Genomic DNA, 16,496 nt, shown 5'->3' with positions numbered 1-16,496 from the left:
CTCCGTAGCGTAAGCGTCCTGATACACACGGTAGTCATGGTCCGAGTGCATACCCCGCGCCCAAGCCGTTTCCACGAGACTCGACCTGTGTGGGTGACGGCCGTGAACTATGCGCCTCGTCTTGCGTGAGCTGCGCAAACGCGACGGGCTCGCACCAACGCATACGCCGATGGCGGCGTTCGGGGGCCAACAGGCCTTGAGAACGCCGCCATCGCGCTGTGTCACGGGTGCCGCGGGGACGCCGCCGGGGCGTCAAGCCGGTGCTACAGCTGCCGTGCGACCTCCGTCGCCCAGTACGTCAGAATCATGTTCGCACCGGCGCGCTTGATGCCGGTGAGCGTCTCCATGATCGCGCGGTCGCGGTCGATCCAGCCGTTGGCGGCGGCCGCCTCGACCATCGCGTACTCACCGGAGATCTGGTAGGCGGCGACCGGCACGTCCACCGCGTCGGCCACCTTGGCCAGGATGTCCAGGTAGGGCAGCGCCGGCTTGACCATCACCATGTCGGCGCCCTCGGCGAGGTCGAGCGCCAGCTCGCGCAGGGACTCGCGGGCGTTGGCCGGGTCCTGCTGGTACGTCTTGCGGTCGCCCTGCAGCGAGGAGCCGATGGCCTCGCGGAAGGGGCCGTAGAACGCGGAGGCGTACTTGGCGGTGTAGGCGAGGACGGAGACGTCCTCGTGGCCGGTCTGGTCGAGGGCGTCGCGGATGACGCCGATCTGGCCGTCCATCATGCCGCTGGGGCCCACGACGTGGACACCGGCGTCGGCCTGGACCTGGGCCATCTCGGCGTAGCGCTCGAGGGTGGCGTCGTTGTCGACCCGGCCCTCGGAGTCCAGGACCCCGCAGTGGCCGTGGTCGGTGTACTCGTCCAGGCACAGGTCGGACATGATGACGAGCTCGTCGCCGACCTCGGCCTTCACGTCGCGGATGGCGACCTGCAGGATGCCGTCGGGGTCGGTGCCGGCGGTGCCGAGCGCGTCCTTCTTCGCATCCTCGGGGACGCCGAAGAGCATGATTCCGGCGACGCCGGCCTCACGTGCCTCGACGGCGGCCTTGCGCAGGGAGTCGCGGGTGTGCTGGACGACGCCCGGCATCGCGGAGATCGGCACCGGCTCGCCGGCTCCCTCCCGCACGAAGGCGGGAAGGATCAGGTCGGCCGGGTGCAGCCGGTACTCGGCGACCATGCGGCGCATGGCCGGGGTGGTGCGAAGGCGCCGGGGCCGGGACCCCGGGAACGTGCCGTACGTGGTGCTCAACTCCGTGCCCTTCTGCGCGATCCGGGCCGCCGCTCGCTCGGGCGGGTGACCGGGTCGCCGGCCTCCAGCGCGGCATCGCGCCGCGCCGCCCCGAACTGTGCGAGCGCCTCGGCCAGCTTGTGCACCGAGGGCTCGGGCGACAGCACGTCCACCCGCAGGCCGTGCTCCTCCGCGGTCTTCGCGGTGGCCGGGCCGATGCAGGCGATGACGGTGACATTGTGCGGCTTGCCGGCGATGCCGACCAGGTTCCGCACGGTGGAGGAGGAGGTGAACAGCACGGCGTCGAAGCCGCCGCCCTTGATCGCCTCGCGGGTCTCGGCCGGCGGCGGCGAGGCCCGTACGGTGCGGTAGGCGGTGACGTCGTCGACCTCCCAGCCCAGCTCGATCAGGCCGGCCACCAGGGTCTCGGTGGCGATGTCGGCGCGCGGCAGGAAGACGCGGTCGATCGGGTCGAAGACCGGGTCGTAGGGCGGCCAGTCCTCCAGCAGGCCGGCGGCGGACTGCTCACCGCTGGGCACGAGGTCGGGCTTCACACCGAACTCGATCAGCGACCTGGCGGTCTGCTCGCCGACGGCCGCGACCTTGATGCCGGCGAAGGCACGCGCGTCGAGCCCGTACTCCTCGAACTTCTCGCGCACCGCCTTGACGGCGTTGACCGAGGTGAAGGCGATCCACTCGTAGCGGCCGGTGACCAGGCCCTTGACCGCGCGCTCCATCTGCTGCGGGGTGCGCGGCGGCTCCACGGCGATCGTCGGCACCTCGCTGGGCACGGCGCCGTACGAACGGAGCTGGTCGGAGAGCGAGGCGGCCTGCTCCTTGGTGCGCGGCACGAGCACGTTCCAGCCGAACAGCGGCTTGGACTCGAACCAGGAGAGCCGGTCGCGCTGCGCGGCCGCGCTGCGCTCGCCGACCACGGCTATGACCGGCTGGGCGCCCTCGGCGGACGGCAGCACCTTGGCGGCCTTGAGCACCTGCGCGAGCGTGCCGAGGGTGGCCGTCCAGGTGCGCTGGCGCGTGGTGGTGCCGGCGACGGTGACGCTCACCGGGGTGTCGGGCTTGCGCCCGGCGGCCACCAGTTCGCCCGCCGCGACGACGACCGAGTCGAGGGTGGTGGAGACGACCGCGGTCACCTCGCTCGCGCCGACCTCGGTCCAGCAGGTGGCCGAGGCGGTCCGGGCGTCGACGAAGCGGACGTCGCCGCCCCGTCCGTCGCGCAGCGGCACGCCGGCGTAGGCGGGCACGCCGACGGCCGTGGCGACGCCGGGCACCACCTCGAAGGTGATGCCCTCGGCGGCGCAGACGAGCATCTCGTCGGCGGCGTCACCGTCGAGGCCGGGATCGCCCAGGACCGCTCGGACGACCCGCTTGCCGCCGCGCGCGGCCGACATGACAAGATTGGCGGTGTCCCGAAGGACAGGTACACCGAGGGCACTGACGTTCTTTGACGACTCGTCAGTAATCGTCGGGGCCGGCATGTCCACAGTGCTGCGGGCATGCGTACGCACCACGTCGAGCACCTGCGGATCGGCGATCAGGACGTCCGCGGCGGCCAGGGCCTCCACGGCGCGCAGCGTCAGCAGTCCCGGGTCTCCGGGGCCGGCACCGAGAAAGGTGACGTGCCCGTGCGCGGGGTGGTTCGGGGCGGTGGGGTTCAATGTGCTCGCTCCCCCATAAGACCGGCCGCACCCTTGTCGAGCATCTCGGCGGCGAGTCCGCGGCCGAGAGCAAGGGCGTCCTCCTCGGACGCGGGTACGGGACCGGTGGTGGACAGCTGCACCAGCGTCGAGCCGTCGGTCGAGCCGACGACGCCGCGCAGGCGCATTTCGGTGACAACCTGCCCGCAGGCCAAAAGGTCGGCCAGTGCACCCACGGGTGCGCTGCAGCCGGCCTCCAGGGCGGCGAGCAGGGAACGCTCGGCGGTCACGGCGGCCCGCGTGTGCGGGTCGTCGAGCTCGGCGAGCGCGGCGGCGAGCGGTGCGTTGGTCGCGGCGCACTCGATCGCCAGGGCCCCCTGACCGGGGGCGGGCAAAACGGTGTCGGGCTCCAGGAACTGGGTGATCTCGCCGGTCCTGCCGATGCGGTTCAGGCCCGCGGCGGCCAGTACGACGGCGTCCAGTTCGCCCTTGGTGACGTACCCGAGGCGGGTGTCGATGTTGCCCCGGATCGGCACGGTCTCGATCGCGCGGCCGAGTGCGCGCGCCCAGGCGTTCAGCTGCGCCATGCGGCGCGGCGAACCCGTTCCCACGCGCGCGCCCTCGGGCAGGGCCTCGAAGGTCAGCCCGTCGCGGGCGACCAGCACGTCGCGCGGGTCCTCGCGGACCGGGATCGCGGCCAGGACGAGATCGTCCGGCTGTGTGGTCGGCAGGTCCTTCAGCGAGTGCACGGCGAAGTCGATGTCGCCCTCGAGCAGCGCGTCGCGCAGCGCGGAGACGAAGACCCCGGTGCCGCCGATCTGCGCGAGCGCCTCCCGCGAGACGTCGCCGTACGTGGTGATCTCGACCAGCTCGACCGGTCGCCCGGTGAGCTGCCGGACGGCCTCGGCCACCTGTCCGGACTGGGCCATGGCGAGCTGGCTGCGGCGGGTGCCGAGCCGCAGCGGCCGCCGGCCGGTAGAGGTGTCGTTCATGCCGACTCCCGTGCTGTGGTGTGCCTGTCGGCACGTGTGTCCGCCCGGCTGACGGCGGCTACCGCCTGCGGGTCGAGGTCGAAGAGTTCCCGCAGGGCGTCGGCGTAGCCGGCGCCTCCGGGGGTGGAGGCGAGCTCCTTGACCCGCACGGTCGGCGCGTGCAGGAGCTTGTCGACGACGCGGCGCACGGTCTGGGTGATCTCCGCGCGCTGTTTGTCGTCGAGGTCGGGAAGCCGGCCGTTGAGGCGGGCCATCTCGCCCGCGACGACGTCGGCGGCCATGGTGCGCAGCGCGACCACGGTGGGCGTGATGTGCGCGGCCCGCTGGGCGGCGCCGAAGGCGGCGACCTCGTCGGAGACGATGGAGCGCACCTGGTCGACGTCGGCGGCCATGGGGGCGTCGGCGGAGGCCTCGGCCAGGGTCTCGATGTCGACGAGCCGGGCGCCCGCGCCCTCCAGGCGGTGGACGGCGGCGTCGATGTCGCGCGGCATGGCGAGGTCGAGGAGGGCCAGGCGTACGCCCGTACCCGCCGCGGCGGCGCAGGGGCCGGGGGCGGCGCACGGGCCGGCCGTGTCCTTACGGCCCGCGAGGGCGGCCCGTATGGCGTCGGCCGTCAGCACCAGACCGGTGGCGCCCGTGCAGGAGACGACGACGTCCGCGAGCGCCAGCTCGTCGGCGACGGCGGTCATCTCCACCGCCGAGGCCGTCAGGCCGGCGGCGACGCCGGGGGCCCCTGCTTCGGTGAGGATCTGCGCCAGGCGCTCGGCCCGCGCCAGCGTGCGGTTGGCGACGGCCACGTGGGCCACGCCCGCGCGCGCCAGCGTGGCCGCGGCCAGCGAGGACATGGAGCCCGCGCCGATGACCAGGGCCCGCTTGCCCGCCGCCCACTCGGTGACGGGCAGGCCGTCGGCGAGCTGCTCCAGGCCGAAGGTCACCAGCGACTGGCCGGCCTTGTCGATGCCGGTCTCGCTGTGGGCTCGCTTGCCGACGCGCAGGGCCTGCTGGAAGAGGTCGTTCAGCAGCCGTCCGGCGGTGTGCAGCTCCTGGCCGAGCGCGAGGGCGTCCTTGATCTGGCCGAGGATCTGGCCCTCGCCGACGACCATGGAGTCCAGCCCGCACGCCACCGAGAACAGGTGGTGGACGGCCCGGTCCTCGTAGTGCACGTAGAGATACGGAGTGAGCTCGTCCAGAGCGACGCCCGAGTGCCGGGCGAGCAGGGTGGACAGCTCGGCGACGCCCGCGTGGAACTTGTCCACGTCGGCGTAGAGCTCGATGCGGTTGCACGTGGCGAGCACCGCCGCCTCGGTGGCGGGCTCCGCGGCCAGCGTGTCGTGCACGAGCCTGGCCTGCGTCCCGCGCGAGAGGGCGGCCCGCTCCAGCACGCTGACGGGCGCGCTGCGGTGGCTGAGGCCCACGACCAGAAGACTCATGCCGGCATCACGGCGGGAACGTCCCCGTCCGGTCCCTTCCGGCCGGCCGCGGCGGCGGCCGTACGGGGCTGCGTACCCGTCCGCGGCGCGATGTCCGGGCGGGGCGAGGCGGTCGCGGCGGCGGCCGCGGCGCTCTCCTCGCCGGCCTTGCGCTGCTCGTGGAAGGCGAGGATCTGCAGCTCGATGGAGAGGTCGACCTTGCGCACGTCCACGCCGTCGGGCACGGACAGCACGGTCGGCGCGAAGTTGAGGATCGAGGTGACCCCGGCGGCCACGAGCCGGTCGCAGACCTGCTGGGCGGCGCCGGCCGGGGTGGCGATGACGCCGATGGAGACGCCGTTGTCGCTGATGATCGCTTCGAGCTCGTCGGTGTGCCGCACGGGCAGCCCGGCGACCGGCCTGCCGGCCATGGCGGGGTCGGCGTCGATGAGGGCCGCCACGCGGAAACCACGCGAGGCGAAGCCGCCGTAGTTGGCCAGGGCCGCGCCGAGGTTACCGATACCGACGATCACGACCGGCCAGTCCTGGGTCAGGCCGAGTTCCCGCGAGATCTGGTAGACGAGGTACTCGACGTCGTAGCCGACACCGCGGGTGCCGTACGAGCCGAGGTAGCTGAAGTCCTTGCGGAGCTTGGCGGAATTGACCCCCGCCGCGGTCGCGAGCTCCTCGGAGGAGACCGTGGGCACCGAGCGCTCGGAGAGCGCGGTCAGCGCACGCAGATACAGCGGAAGCCGGGCGACGGTGGCCTCGGGGATCCCTCGGCTTCGGGTCGCCGGTCGGTGAGTTCGGCCAGTTGCCACGGTGCTCCTGCGGGTAGAGCGGGGCTGCAGGCGGCGCCTTGTCCCAGGACCGCCCCGTCGAACGCAGGCTATGCCTTTGTGAACGCGTGCACAAAGATGGTGTCCGTTTTGCCCCGGCAACGTGATGGGTGTCACGCGGTGATTCGGCCCGATCCGGGAACCATCGCCCGCGCCATCGCGACCGTCACACCTGTCACACGAGCACCAGGAGCGCATGGACGGGGGCACAGGTGCTCACTCCTCACCGCTATCCCCCCGGACGCAAACAAATCGCCCTCGATGGTAGTCGACTCAGGCACCCATTCCGGCCGCACGAACCATCGCGGAGGCGGCACAATTACCCCCATGAGTCCGCTCCTGCGCCGCAGCGCCCGCAAGAACCCCGCCGACAGCGTGGTCACGCTGATCGGCAAGCCCGGCTGCCACCTGTGCGACGACGCCGAGGCCGTCATCGCCGCGGTCTGCGCCGAGCTCGGCGCCCGCTGGGAGAAGAAGGACATCACCGAGGACGAGGAGCTGCACCGCAAGTACTGGGAGCAGATCCCGGTCGTCCTCGTCGACGGCGCCCAGCACGACTTCTGGCGGGTGAACCCCGACCGGCTGCGCAAGGCCCTGGCCGGCTGACGCGGCGCGCCCACGCGGTGGGTAACCGGACCGACGCGCAGAGTTCACGCCATCGCACCGTCCCGACTTCCGGTTACCCCGAACAAACTGGCTATGCTCGCCGCATGGCCGCACTCGGATGGTTCACCCACCGCAGGCGCTCCGCGACGGCACGCAGCGTGCTGGCAGGCGAGGCGGCGGCGGAGGCTGCCCGCAAGTCCGCTCAGGAGAACGAGGAAGCCCTGGCCGCGGGCCAGGCCGGCGCCCAGGAGCCGGAGGCGGAGTTCCCCGTCTCGGGCGACGAGAAGGCCGCCGCGTTCTTCGACCTCGACAACACCGTCATGCAGGGCGCCGCCATCTTCCACTTCGGTCGCGGCCTCTATAAGCGGGAGTTCTTCGGCAAACGCGAGCTCGCGCGCTTCGCCTGGCAGCAGGCCTGGTTCCGGCTGGCGGGCATCGAGGACCCCGAGCACATGCAGGAAGCCCGCGACAGCGTCCTGTCGATCGTCAAGGGCCACCGCGTCTCCGAGCTGATGACCATCGGCGAGGAGATCTACGACGAGTACATGGCCGAGCGCATCTGGCCCGGTACCCGCGCGCTGGCCCAGGCGCATCTGGACGCGGGCCAGAAGGTGTGGCTGGTCACCGCCGCGCCGGTCGAGACCGCGACGATCATCGCGCGCCGGCTGGGCCTGACGGGCGCGCTGGGCACGGTCGCCGAGTCGGTCGGCGGCGTCTACACGGGCAAGCTGGTCGGTGAGCTGCTGCACGGCCCGGCCAAGGCCGAGGCGGTCCGGGCACTGGCCGTGGCCGAGGGCCTGGACCTGGCCCGCTGCGCGGCCTACAGCGACTCGGCCAACGACATCCCGATGCTCTCGCTCGTCGGCCACCCCTACGCGGTCAACCCCGACAGCCGGCTGCGCAAGCACGCCCGCGAGCGCGGCTGGCGGCTGCGCGACTACCGCACCGGCCGCAAGGCCGCCAAGATCGGCCTCCCGGCCGCGGCCGGCCTCGGCGCCCTGGCGGGCGGCGCGGCCGCCGGCATCGCCCTGCACCGCCGCCGCCGCTGAGGCGCGAACACCCCTGAGGCGCGCCGCCGGCGATCGGGGCGCGAGCCGGGGCGGCTCTCCACCGGGCGGGTGCGACCCCGGGGGCACATCCGGCGGGGGCACGAGCCCGGGGGCCGCATCCGGGCGCCGTCGGTCACCGCGAGGCACCCACTGTCGGTCACCACGAGGCCCCGCGAGGCCATCCTCGCGGCCCGTGACCGTCAGCAGCCCCATCACCGGAACGGGCGACACCTTCGGCGCGCCTCCTCGCCACAGCCCGTAACCGAACTGGCCGCGCAGGCAATCTTATTGTCATACCCCCACATGGCCCCCGACAGTCCTGTGGTGTCCGGATTGCCACAACACGCTGCCCAATCGGCCACACCCTCAGCAAATCTGGTCAACTTCCGTTCGTAGTTCGATATTTGATCGGCCATGAATCGGACTGAGATCGAACGTAAACGATGATTTGAGCAACTCGGTGTAGCGCTGCCTGTACGAAGGGTTATTCTCCTCAGACGCAAGCCAGTACCCGCTTGTCCCTACGACGGGTGAACGGTCTGGCACTGCACGTGATGGAAGCTCTGCCTCTGGGAGTCCCGTGTACCCACACGTCGGGGTTGACGCCTCGGGCCTGGCTACGCTGCGCGCAGCGGTCGTCGACCGTCTGCGCGTCTTCGTCCCCACCGCGTACGCCGTCCCCGCCTTCGCCACGCTCGCCCCTGCCGTAGCGGGAGGCCCTGCGGGTCCCTGCTACGCCCTCGCCGAGAGCAGCGCGGCCGTCGGCAGACGCGCCCGCCGAGGGGCCGGCACCGGTACGTCCACCACCACCCGCCGCCCGAGCGCCGACAGCGACAGCGCGCGCATGCTCGACCTGGTCGAGCGCGCACAGGCCGGCGAGGCCGAGGCATTCGGCCGTCTCTACGACCAGTACGCCGACACCGTCTACCGCTACATCTACTACCGCGTGGGCGGCCGCGCCACGGCGGAGGACCTCACGAGCGAGACGTTCCTGCGCGCCCTGCGCCGGATCGGCACCTTCACCTGGCAGGGCCGCGACTTCGGCGCCTGGCTGGTGACCATCGCCCGCAACCTCGTCGCCGACCACTTCAAGTCGTCAAGATTCCGGCTCGAAGTGACTACCGGCGAGATGCTCGACGCCAACGAGGTCGAGCGCAGCCCGGAGGACTCCGTCCTCGAATCCCTGTCCAACGCCGCCCTGTTGGAGGCGGTGCGCAAGCTCAATCCCCAGCAGCAGGAGTGCGTCACCCTCCGCTTCCTGCAGGGCCTGTCGGTCGCCGAGACCGCCCGGGTCATGGGGAAGAACGAGGGGGCCATCAAGACCCTCCAGTACCGGGCCGTGCGCACCCTGGCGCGGCTCCTCCCGGACGACGCCCGCTGACCTTGCGCCGACCCGATGCCTGATTTCACTCGCCGGCGGCCAGCTCGCCCCGGCCGCGTAACCCGACTGCCGCGCCGCTCGTTGTCCGGGATGCAGACTTCCCCACGCCATGTCATGCCTGTATTCACTCACTCGATCGAGTGGATGCTCTCAAGGCATGCAACCCTTCAGGTGCCCAGGGGAGTCGACCGTCATGACGAGAGGAGGTGCCGCCTGTGATCGCGAATGTATCGGCGCACCGGCGGGCGAACGCCTTCGCCCAGGCCCTGGAGGACCAGGACGTCCAGGGTGCTGCGGCCGCACAGTCCGGCCCATCGGCGGAAGTCGCCGAGCAGGCAAAGCTGTTGACCCTGGTGGGCGGGCTCGGTGCGCTGCCGGCGCCCGAGCTGGACCCCGAGGTCAAAACCGTGCAGCGGGCGCAGCTGATCGCCGCCATGGAGGCCCAGTTCGCGGGGGCCGCCGTCCCGGAGCAGCGCCCCGGCCGTGCGGCCCACCGGGCGAGCCCGCTGAGTCGGCTCAGGCCGCGCTCCCGCTGGTCCAAGGGGCTGGCGGCCGGCGGGCTGACGGTGGGCGTGGCGGCGGGTGCGTTCGGCGGTGTCGCCGCGGCGAGCACCAACGCCCTGCCCGGCGACACGCTGTACGGACTCAAGCGGGGCATGGAGGACCTCAAGCTCGGCATGGCCGACGGCGACTCCACCCGGGGCGGCCTCTTCCTCGACCGGGCAACGACACGGATGCAGGAGACCCGTCGGCTGATGGAGCGCGGCCGGTCCGGTGAGCTCGACCACGAGTCGCTGACGGAGATCCGCAAGACCCTCTCCGGCATGCGCCACGACGCCGCCGAGGGCCACCGGCTGCTGCACGGCGTCTATCAGCGGGACGGCTCGCTCGGCGCGATCGAGCGGCTGTCGACCTTCTCCTCCTCGCAGCGCGAGGGCTGGAGCCGGCTGCGCGACCGGCTGCCGGACCAGCTCACCGACGTGGCGGACGACGTGACGTCGGTCTTCGCCGCCATAGACCATGAGGTCGAGCCGCTGCGGTCCCTGCTCCCGGACGACAGGCACGGCAAGCAGGGCTCCGGCAGCCGCCACGGCGGCTCCTCGCACTCCCCGGAGAGCGCAGGGCACTCCGCGTCGGCGTCCAAGGCTCCCGCCACGGCCGACGGCAAGCACCCCGGCAGCAAGGCCCCGCAGTCCGCTCAGGGCACCCCGGACGAGCACGAGGGTCTCCTGGGCGGTACGGGCCTGCTGCAGCCCCCGCAGAGCTCCGACAGCACGAGCCCGGACCGTCCGTCGCACGGCAAGGACGGCAAGCCGTCCAAGCAGCAGCCGGACATCACCATCCCCCCGCTGCTCCCGGACATCCTCCCGGGCCTCGGCATCCGCGGGGAGGACGACAAGTAGCGGGCCCTGGCCCGCGTCCCCGCGAGGCGGTCGGTGTTCTTCGGAAGACGGTGTTCTTCAGAAGAACACCGACCGCCTCTGCACGAGCAGCTTGTACAGCGTGTGCTGAATCGTTTCCCGCACCTGATCGGTCAGGTTGAACATCAGCATCGGGTCGTCCGCCGCCTCCGGCGGATAGTCGTCCGTGGAGATCGGCTCCCCGAACTGGATCGTCCACTTCGTCGGCAGGGGCACCAGGCCCAGCGGCCCGAGCCAGGGGAAGGACGGCGTCAGCGGGAAGTACGGGATGCCCAGCAGCCGCGCCACCGTCCTGGAGTTGCCGATCATCGGATAGATCTCCTCCGCCCCGACGATCGAGCACGGCACGATCGGCGCCCCGGCACGCAGTGCCGTCTGCACAAAGCCGCCCCGCCCGAAGCGCTGCAGCTTGTACCGCTCGGAGAACGGCTTCCCGATCCCCTTGAAGCCCTCCGGCATCACCCCCACCACCTCGCCGCGCTCCAGCAGCCTCTGGGCGTCCTCGGCGCAGGCGAGGGTGTGCCCGAGCTTGCGGGAGAGCTCGTTGACGACCGGCAGCATGAAGACGAGGTCCGCCGCGAGCATCCGCACGTTCCGGCCGGCCGGGTGGTGGTCGTGCACGGCCACCTGGAGCATCAGCCCGTCGATGGGCAGGGTGCCGGAATGGTTGGCGACGATCAGCGCCGCCCCCTTCTCCGGGATGTTCTCGATGCCCTTCACCTCGACCCGGAAGTACTTCTCCTTGAAGGGCCGCAGCAGGGACATCATGACCTGGTCGGTGAGCTCCTGGTCGTACCCGAAGTCGTCGACGTCGTACTCGCCGGTGACCCGCCGCCGCAGGAAGCTCAGCCCGTGGGCGATCCTCCGGTCCCAGCCGCCGCCCTGGCCGGCCCGCTCGCCGCCGGAGTCGCCGGGCCCGGCCTGCCCCGCCTGCCCGGCCGGGAGAGCCGCGGGCCGCTGCTCCTCGTCGCGCTGGGCCGGTACGGGCGCGAGCGGCGCCGGTGCCCGGTTCGTGCGGCTCGTACCCGTGCGCTTCGCCCGCCTCTTGGACCGGGGTTCCTCGCCGAACGGAATGACCTTCGCATCGGCCATGGTGCGTGCGCTCCTCAGTTCTGGCCGCGGCCGGCAGGCATCAGCGCGGCGATCCGGTCGACGGTACGGGCGAGGGTCTCGGGCGGCAGCAGTCCCGTCCCGCGGCTGCGGGCGAAGTCCGCGAAGGCCGCCGCGGTGGTGTAGCGGGGGTGGAAGCCCAGCGTCTCGCGCATCTGGGTGGTCTGGACGACGCGGCCGTGGGTGAGCAGCCGGATCTGCTCGGGCGAGAAGTCCAGGGCGCCGACCGACCGCAGGGCGGAGCCGACCCAGGTGACGGTGGGCAGAAAGAAGGGGAGGGTGGGGCGCCCGAGGCGCCTTGCGGCCTGGGAGAGCAGCAGCACGCCATCCCCCGCGACGTTGAACGTGCCGCTGTTGAGCGTGCCCCGGCGGGGCTCTCCGGTGGCGATCCGCAGCACCTCGATCGCGTCGTCCTCGTGCACGAACTGCAGGCGGGGGTCGAAGCCGAGGACGCTGGGCAGCACGGGCAGCGAGAAGTACTCGGCGAGCGGCGAGTCGGCACAGGGCCCGAGGACGTTCGCGAAGCGCAGCACGCACACGGCCACATCGGGCCGACGGCGGGCGAAGCCGCGTACGTACCCCTCGACCTCGACGGCGTCCTTGGCGAAGCCACCGCTGGGCAGCGACTTGGGCGGCGTGGTCTCCGTGAAGATCGCCGGGTCGCGGGGGGCGGAGCCGTACACGCTCGTGCTGGACTTCACCACCAGCCGCTTGACGGTCGGGGTCTTCTGGCAGGCGCCGAGCAGCTGCATGGTGCCGATGACGTTGGTCTCCTTGACCAGCGCCCGGCTGCCCCGTTTGGCCAGCGGGGTGCCGTTGACGTCCATATGGACGACCGTGTCGACGGACTGCTCCGCCAGGACCCTGCCGATCGTGGGGTGGCGAATGTCCGCCCGTATGAATTCGGCCCCGCCGAGGTGGTGCTCGGGTGGCACTGCGTCCACCCCGATGACCCGGTCGACATCGGGCTCGCGCTGGATGCGGCGGACAAAACGGCCGCCCAGCTGCCGTGCGACTCCGGTGACGAGCACGACCTTGCCCAAGATCAGCGCCTTCCTTCCCGCCCTCGCCCGACGAGTGGTGCACTCCCGAGCGGTGCCCTGTGGCGGCCACCGTAGCGGGTCGTTGTTGCACTGTGATGACCGCCCGACGAGACGGGCGTCATTTCAAGCCGTAGCGAGAGTTTCACTCACTGCAACGCACCGCAGCCCCCCCACCAGGAACGGTGGAAGGGCTGCGGGACGTTCACAGCGGCGCTGCTTACTTCTTGTTGCGACGCTGAACACGCGTGCGCTTGAGCAGCTTGCGGTGCTTCTTCTTGGCCATCCGCTTGCGCCGCTTCTTGATAACAGAGCCCACGACTACCCTCGCTTACATCGATTCACTCGGTGCGGGGCGTCCGAGCCCACACGACCTACATCGGGCCAGCCTACCCGGCACCGGGCGATCAGCGTAATCCGAGGGGATCCTCAGGCTGTTTCCACCCCCACGTAGGACTCTCGGAGGTACTCGTGCACCGCTTGTTCTGGGACCCGGAACGACCTGCCCACCCGGATCGCCGGCAGATGACCACTGTGCACCAAGCGGTACACGGTCATCTTGGAGACTCGCATCACCGAGGCGACTTCCGCCACGGTCAGGAACACGACCTCGTTGAGAGGCCTTTCGCCAGCAGCCATGACACACCTGAACCTTCCGCACATGACGCGCACCGGCTTCCCCTCCGGTGACTCCTCGTCGCTGCGCGCTCACTCCCCAGGTTAGGGGCGGGTGATGCGAGTGGGGAAGAGGAGCAGCCATCGGCCGCCTACTGTGACAGACACGCTCGATTGAGTACATAGCGAGTAAGCGGTCGGTAGTAATCAGACCGCACAGTGTCATCAAGCGGAACGGCCACGGACACTCGCCCCTCGGCCTCGCCGACGAACAGCGCGGGGTCGTCCGAGTCGGCCAGCCCGATGGCCTCGATGCCCAGCTGACCTGCCCCGCAGACCCATCCGTGGTCCCCGATGACCAGGGCCGGGAGGGGGCCGCCGGAGTCCGCCGCGGCCGCCAGCGCCGTACGAACCGGGAGGGGTGAATGGGTATGCGCGCCCGGCTCACTTCCCGCCGCCCGTGCGCCGGGTTCGTGCACCATCGCGACTCCCTGAACGTAGTCGAGACGGTAGGTGCGTACTCCGAACCGGGTCGTTATGTCGACACTTTGACCCTGCGCCGGGGTGAGGACACCGCATCCCGCCGCCGAGAGAGCGGCGGCCAACGCGGCGTAGAAGTCCAGGAGCCGGTGCGGGTGCCCGGTGCCGATCAGCACCGGCGCCCCGGTCGCGGCGACCGTCGCCAGACGGTCGGCGAAGGCATCGAGTGCCACAAGTGTCCGGTCGGGGTCGATCACATCATGCCCGGAAGTGTGCTTGGGATCGGCCGAAACTCCACACTTCTGCCCCATCAACCGCAACAAGTCAGCAAAACACCAGTCGGATTTCGGCTCCAGACCGATCAGCACCCGGGGGTCCCGGGCCGCGAACATCCGGTAGCGGCTCAGACTCCGCTCCCGCGGAGTGGCGATGGCACCCGCCAGACGGGTGGTCAGGAGATGGGCATGCAGGGCGCTTCGGGTAGGCACGGGGGCGGCGGGGACAGGGGGAGAGACGGGGCCGGAGGGGCCAGGGGCGGGACCGGGGGTGACGCCAGGGGTCGACACGAGCCCGATGCTGACGCACCGCGCTGCCGGCCGCCGCAATTCCCGCCCGGCTTCCCACGCGCGGGCTAACGCCCCTTTCCCGCAGGGCACTTATGGCAGCAACCCGTGTGAGGGGAACACCGCGCGCCGGGTGGCGAGGATCGCCTGGTCGAGCCGGTCGGCCGGGTCGTAACCGGAGTTGACGAAGTCCCGCCACTGCGGCTTGCACCCGTCCGTCATCCGCAGCGGGCCCAACTGACGTGTCCGCCGGAAGACTTCATGCCGCCACTCCTCCGGCACCGCCGACTCCGGATCCACCGGCTCTCCGGCCGCGATGGCCACCAGATGTGTCCACGAGCGCGGCACCACGTCCGTCACGGCGTATCCCCCGCCGCCGAGGGCCACCCACCGCCCGTCCGCGTGCTCGTGCGCCAGTTCGTGGCATGCGGCCGCCACCATCCGCTGCGCGTCGAGGGAGACGGTCAGGTGCGCCAGCGGATCCTCGAAGTGCGTGTCGGCGCCGTGCTGGGTCACCATCACCTGCGGCCGGAAGGCCGCCAGCAGCTCGGGAACGACCGCGTGAAAGGCCCGCAGCCACCCGGCGTCCCCCGTCCCCGCCGGCAGCGCCACATTGACCGCACCGCCCTCCGCGCTCTCGGCCCCCGTCTCCTCCGGCCAGCCGGTCTGCGGGAAGAGCGTGCGGGGGTGCTCGTGCACAGAGATCGTCAGGACCCGGGGGTCCTCCCAGAAGGCCGCCTGGACGCCGTCCCCGTGGTGCACGTCCACATCCACGTACGCGACCCGTGTGGCACCGAGTTCGAGCAGCCGGGCGATGGCGAGGGCCGCGTCGTTGTACACGCAGAAGCCGGAAGCACTGCCCGGCATCGCGTGATGCAGCCCACCCGCGAAGTTCACCGCGTGCTGGACGTCCCCACGCCACACGGCCTCGGCCGCGCCCACGGACAGCCCCGCGATCAGCGCGGCCGCGCCGTGCATCCCCGCGAACGCCGGGTCGTCCGGCGTGCCGAGGCCGTACGACCCGTCGGCGGACCGCGGGTCGGCCGACGCGGCCCGCACAGCCGTGATGTAGTCCTGCCGGTGCACGAGCCGCAGCGTCGAATCACCGGCCGGCGCGGCCGATACCGTACGGGCCACTCGGTCCAGCCCATAGGCTTCGACCAGCCGCATGGTGAGTGCGAGGCGCACAGGATCCATTGGATGCCCGGGACCGAAGTCGTATCCCGTTACTGCCTCGTCCCACATCACCTGTGCACGGCCGCTCATGGGCGCCACCGTAATGGATGGCCCACCGGAGCCCTCACCCGAGGAGCCGGGGAAGCTCCGTCATCCCGCCGAAGTGCCCGGTCGCACCGGAAAGCCGGTCGGCGGATGTCATAGCCGTGAATCCGTAGACGTCGATTCCCGCCGCCACGGCCGCCTGGACGCCGAGCGGGCTGTCCTCGATGACGACGCAACGCCCGGGCTCCACGCCCATCGAGCGTGCGGCATGCAGAAAGAGATCGGGGGCCGGCTTGCCCCGGCCGACGTCCTCAGCACTGTAGATCCACGCGTCCTCGAACCACTCCGTCAGGCCGGCGGCGCGGTGGCCGGTCCGGATGCGCTCGTGGGTGCCGGAGGAAGCGACACAGTACGGAGTGCCGGCGGCGACCAAGTGCTCCAGGAGCTCCGTGGCGCCCTTCATGGGCTGGAGTTCACGGGCGAACGCGGAGAAGGTCCGCGAGTGGAGGGTGTCGTCGAAGTCGGCAGGGAGGCTCCGGCCGGTCCGCTCAAGGATGAGGTCGTGCACTCGGTGAACGGCCCCGCCCATGTAGTCGCGTATGGACTCCTCGTAGGTGGTGGGGTGCCCGAGTTCGGTGAGGTACTCCGCGAGGACGCGGTTGGCAATCGGTTCACTGTCGACGAGCACGCCGTCGTTGTCGAAGATGACGAGGTCATAGCGCATGACGTCACCCTAAACGCAAAAATGCCGCAGGCCCCGAGTCAAAGACTCAGGACCTGCGGCTAAAAATTGTTCGGCGGCGTCCTACTCTCCCACAGGGTCCCCCCTGCAGTACCATCGGCGCTGAAAGGCTTAGCTTCCGGGTTCGAAATGTAACCG

At 71.2% G+C, this 16,496-nt stretch carries 16 protein-coding genes and 1 rRNA gene; 4 read left to right on the top strand and 13 right to left on the bottom strand.

Annotation, left to right across the window (positions count from 1 at the left end):
• Positions 1–263 precede the first annotated feature (263 nt).
• The 5 genes from hemB to AB0F13_RS22780 are packed head-to-tail and all read right to left on the bottom strand — an operon-like array spanning position 264 to position 6,112.
• A complete protein-coding gene (hemB, locus tag AB0F13_RS22800; protein WP_362085256.1) occupies positions 264–1,256 on the bottom strand; it encodes a porphobilinogen synthase in 993 nt (330 codons plus the stop codon).
• A complete protein-coding gene (locus tag AB0F13_RS22795) occupies positions 1,253–2,911 on the bottom strand; it encodes a bifunctional uroporphyrinogen-III C-methyltransferase/uroporphyrinogen-III synthase (protein WP_362085253.1) in 1,659 nt (552 codons plus the stop codon). Before AB0F13_RS22795 ends, hemB begins: the two co-directional genes overlap by 4 nt.
• Positions 2,908–3,882 (bottom strand): hydroxymethylbilane synthase, encoded by a 975-nt coding sequence (gene hemC, locus AB0F13_RS22790; protein ID WP_362085250.1) that lies wholly within the window; start codon positions 3,880–3,882, stop codon positions 2,908–2,910. The genes AB0F13_RS22795 and hemC overlap by 4 nt, the downstream gene beginning before the upstream one ends.
• Positions 3,879–5,312 (bottom strand): glutamyl-tRNA reductase, encoded by a 1,434-nt coding sequence (locus tag AB0F13_RS22785; RefSeq protein WP_362085247.1) that lies wholly within the window; start codon positions 5,310–5,312, stop codon positions 3,879–3,881. The genes hemC and AB0F13_RS22785 overlap by 4 nt, the downstream gene beginning before the upstream one ends.
• Entirely contained in the window at positions 5,309–6,112 is an 804-nt protein-coding gene (locus AB0F13_RS22780) for a redox-sensing transcriptional repressor Rex (RefSeq protein WP_362085244.1), read from the bottom strand. Before AB0F13_RS22780 ends, AB0F13_RS22785 begins: the two co-directional genes overlap by 4 nt.
• Positions 6,113–6,457: 345 nt before the next feature.
• On the opposite strand from AB0F13_RS22780, the gene AB0F13_RS22775 reads away from it, so the two are divergent.
• The 4 genes from AB0F13_RS22775 (at position 6,458) to AB0F13_RS22760 (ending at position 10,569) form a co-directional block, all read left to right on the top strand.
• A complete protein-coding gene (locus AB0F13_RS22775) occupies positions 6,458–6,736 on the top strand; it encodes a glutaredoxin family protein (RefSeq protein ID WP_362085241.1) in 279 nt (92 codons plus the stop codon).
• A gap of 104 nt (positions 6,737–6,840) precedes the next feature.
• Entirely contained in the window at positions 6,841–7,785 is a 945-nt protein-coding gene (locus AB0F13_RS22770) for an HAD-IB family hydrolase (protein ID WP_362085238.1), read from the top strand.
• A 580-nt stretch (positions 7,786–8,365) separates the two neighbouring features.
• The gene (locus AB0F13_RS22765; protein ID WP_362085235.1) at positions 8,366–9,166 is read left to right on the top strand and encodes an ECF subfamily RNA polymerase sigma factor, BldN family; all 801 of its coding nucleotides are present in this window, start codon (positions 8,366–8,368) and stop codon (positions 9,164–9,166) included.
• A gap of 215 nt (positions 9,167–9,381) precedes the next feature.
• Positions 9,382–10,569, top strand: a complete 1,188-nt coding sequence (locus tag AB0F13_RS22760; RefSeq protein WP_362085233.1) for a DUF5667 domain-containing protein — start codon at positions 9,382–9,384, stop codon at positions 10,567–10,569.
• A gap of 57 nt (positions 10,570–10,626) precedes the next feature.
• Here the strand turns inward: AB0F13_RS22760 and AB0F13_RS22755 are convergent, their stop codons facing one another.
• The 8 genes from AB0F13_RS22755 to rrf all read right to left on the bottom strand — a co-directional run.
• The gene (locus tag AB0F13_RS22755) at positions 10,627–11,679 is read right to left on the bottom strand and encodes a lysophospholipid acyltransferase family protein (RefSeq protein ID WP_362085230.1); all 1,053 of its coding nucleotides are present in this window, start codon (positions 11,677–11,679) and stop codon (positions 10,627–10,629) included.
• 14 nt (positions 11,680–11,693) lie between these two features.
• Positions 11,694–12,740, bottom strand: coding sequence for an NAD-dependent epimerase/dehydratase family protein (locus AB0F13_RS22750; RefSeq protein ID WP_362085228.1), 1,047 nt, complete (start codon positions 12,738–12,740; stop codon positions 11,694–11,696).
• Positions 12,741–12,957: 217 nt separating this feature from the next.
• Positions 12,958–13,056: an AURKAIP1/COX24 domain-containing protein gene (locus AB0F13_RS22745; RefSeq protein WP_003948845.1), complete on the bottom strand. Its 99-nt coding sequence runs from the start codon at positions 13,054–13,056 to the stop codon at positions 12,958–12,960.
• Between the two features lie 110 nt (positions 13,057–13,166).
• Complete coding sequence (locus tag AB0F13_RS22740; RefSeq protein WP_031145511.1) at positions 13,167–13,376, bottom strand: helix-turn-helix domain-containing protein; 210 nt, start codon at positions 13,374–13,376, stop codon at positions 13,167–13,169.
• A gap of 128 nt (positions 13,377–13,504) precedes the next feature.
• A complete protein-coding gene (locus AB0F13_RS22735; protein ID WP_362085224.1) occupies positions 13,505–14,320 on the bottom strand; it encodes a phosphatase in 816 nt (271 codons plus the stop codon).
• Between the two features lie 168 nt (positions 14,321–14,488).
• Complete coding sequence (locus AB0F13_RS22730; protein WP_362085222.1) at positions 14,489–15,661, bottom strand: acetoin utilization protein AcuC; 1,173 nt, start codon at positions 15,659–15,661, stop codon at positions 14,489–14,491.
• 34 nt (positions 15,662–15,695) lie between these two features.
• Entirely contained in the window at positions 15,696–16,340 is a 645-nt protein-coding gene (locus tag AB0F13_RS22725; RefSeq protein ID WP_362085219.1) for an HAD family hydrolase, read from the bottom strand.
• A gap of 68 nt (positions 16,341–16,408) precedes the next feature.
• Positions 16,409–16,496 (bottom strand): 5S ribosomal RNA (gene rrf / locus AB0F13_RS22720); the annotation flags it as partial.

Source organism: Streptomyces sp. NPDC026206 (assembly GCF_040638465.1).
Lineage (GTDB): Bacteria > Actinomycetota > Actinomycetes > Streptomycetales > Streptomycetaceae > Streptomyces.
The sequence above is the reverse complement of the archived record's forward strand: the minus strand, read 5'-3'. Positions and strand labels throughout refer to the sequence as shown.

Excerpts from the sequence above, each read along its gene's own strand:
- AB0F13_RS22725 (WP_362085219.1), bottom strand. The coding sequence starts at position 16,340 with ATGCGCTATGACCTCGTCATCTTCGACAACGACGGCGTGCTCGTCGAC.
- AB0F13_RS22770 (WP_362085238.1), top strand. The coding sequence starts at position 6,841 with ATGGCCGCACTCGGATGGTTCACCCACCGCAGGCGCTCCGCGACGGCA.
- AB0F13_RS22775 (WP_362085241.1), top strand. The coding sequence starts at position 6,458 with ATGAGTCCGCTCCTGCGCCGCAGCGCCCGCAAGAACCCCGCCGACAGC.
- hemC (WP_362085250.1), bottom strand. The coding sequence starts at position 3,882 with ATGAACGACACCTCTACCGGCCGGCGGCCGCTGCGGCTCGGCACCCGC.
- AB0F13_RS22785 (WP_362085247.1), bottom strand. The coding sequence starts at position 5,312 with ATGAGTCTTCTGGTCGTGGGCCTCAGCCACCGCAGCGCGCCCGTCAGC.
- AB0F13_RS22730 (WP_362085222.1), bottom strand. The coding sequence starts at position 15,661 with ATGAGCGGCCGTGCACAGGTGATGTGGGACGAGGCAGTAACGGGATAC.
- AB0F13_RS22740 (WP_031145511.1), bottom strand. The coding sequence starts at position 13,376 with ATGGCTGCTGGCGAAAGGCCTCTCAACGAGGTCGTGTTCCTGACCGTG.
- AB0F13_RS22755 (WP_362085230.1), bottom strand. The coding sequence starts at position 11,679 with ATGGCCGATGCGAAGGTCATTCCGTTCGGCGAGGAACCCCGGTCCAAG.